This is a genomic window from Sulfurimonas sp. (genome assembly GCF_019429335.1).
Classification (GTDB): domain Bacteria; phylum Campylobacterota; class Campylobacteria; order Campylobacterales; family Sulfurimonadaceae; genus Sulfurimonas.
In genome coordinates this window covers 1-1,600 of sequence record NZ_JAHYJB010000073.1, presented here as the reverse complement: position 1 = coordinate 1,600, position 1,600 = coordinate 1, and the positions used below count along the sequence as shown (strand labels likewise).

2 protein-coding genes and 1 pseudogene are annotated in these 1,600 nt (G+C 38.4%); all 3 read right to left on the bottom strand.

Annotated elements, in window-relative coordinates:
* Positions 1 to 47: 47 nt before the first annotated feature.
* The gene (locus K0A91_RS10980) at positions 48 to 590 is read right to left on the bottom strand and encodes a hypothetical protein (protein ID WP_295010265.1); all 543 of its coding nucleotides are present in this window, start codon (positions 588 to 590) and stop codon (positions 48 to 50) included.
* Entirely contained in the window at positions 526 to 1,470 is a 945-nt protein-coding gene (locus K0A91_RS10975) for an ABC transporter substrate-binding protein (protein WP_295010264.1), read from the bottom strand. The genes K0A91_RS10980 and K0A91_RS10975 overlap by 65 nt, the downstream gene beginning before the upstream one ends.
* Positions 1,445 to 1,600, bottom strand: a pseudogene (locus K0A91_RS11050) (hypothetical protein); the annotation flags it as partial. The pseudogene K0A91_RS11050 and the gene K0A91_RS10975, both read right to left, overlap by 26 nt.

The following is a 1,600-nucleotide window of genomic DNA, read 5'->3' as shown; positions in this document are numbered from 1 at the left end:
CTACTCTACTTTTGATGCTCTTTTTAAGTGGATGGGCAAGTTTTAGTTCATTCATTCTCTACCTCAATAATCTCACCTCTGCTTCCATATCTTGCCATATAAAAATCCTCTACATCCAAAGCATCATGCTGCTCTGACGTAAAAGGATAGATATATTTTTTGACTGCTCCATCATACACTTTAATATTTTGCACCTCTCTGCAAATCGCCTTATGCTCTGCGCTCCCAGTTTGCTCAAGAGCCAAGGCTAAAATATTCACCGAGTCGTAAGCATGAGCCACACCCGATGCTGCTTTTATATCTATTACATCCTTTTTATCATAGCTTTGAATGTAGCTTTGTGCTAGTTTTTGACTCACTCTGTTTTTATTTTTGAAAAAAGAAAAGGTCTGAAAAAAGCTTAAATCAAGTTTTTGAATTGCCTTTGAATTCTCAGAAAAAAAATCTCCACCCGTAATTCCCCAGTGCGATACTATGGGTAACGGTTTTGACGTATTCGCCATATTTTGCACAATCACGGCTCCCTCAAGAGGATTTGCAATCATAATCAGAGCATCCGCACCCTCTAGTAATATCTTGCGTAAAATCACCTATCCCCCTGTTAAACTGTTTCGCATAGACAATTTCAACTCCTCTCTCACCGAGATATCTCTTTATATTTGTATGGTTATCTCTGCCCCAAACAGAGTTTTCATAAAATATAGCAGGCTTTTTAAAACGTTTGAGTACATTTGATGCGATAAAATCAGATGCATAAAGATCATTTGCGGAGACTCTAAAAATACAGTCATGTTTTTTTATATCTGTCAGAGAGGAAACAGCAGCCCAAGGGATAAAAAGCGATATTCCAGAGTGTTGCATATATTCCAGCTGTTCCAAAATCACAGCACTGTGAAGTCCACCCACTACACCGATAAGATTTTTATACTTTAAAAGATCTTTAACATTCTTGGCTCCCTTACTTGCAAGTGCACTGTTGTCTTTGACAATAACTGCGACCTTCTTCACCAAAATTCCACCTCTTGCGTTGATCTCTTTGACAGCAAGTTCCACCCCTCTCTTGATAGCGAGTCCTGAACTCTTTGCATCCTTAGAGAGGTCTACATCTACACCTATCACATAGAAATCTTGATCTTTTTTGTACTTATCAAAAAGAATCTCTTGAGTTTTTGAGAGAATCTCTCCGCCAATAAGCTCTTCATATTTTTTTGGAATATACTCCATCAACTTTTCTAGTTTTGTACGCTCTTGCGGTTGAAGGGTATTGACCTCAACACCACTTGCTTTGATTAATTCTAGAAGCTTCTCCTCATCTGCTTGTGCCAGTGCACGCTGCAAGGGAGTAATCTCTAAAGCTGTGTCGATAAGTATCTTCCTAAGTTCTTGTGGAAGTTTTTTGTAAGTTTTCAAACTGATACTAAAGATATACCCCATATATGCGTGTTCACTCAGAGTGAGATACTTTTGCACCTATATGTATATCCATACTCACAATCGCGTTAAGCGGGTTTTCTTGCCCATCCACAACTCCATCTTGAAGTGCTTTTTTTGTCTCATGAAAATCTATTGCTACAGTCTGAGAGCCAAGTGTTTTAAACTG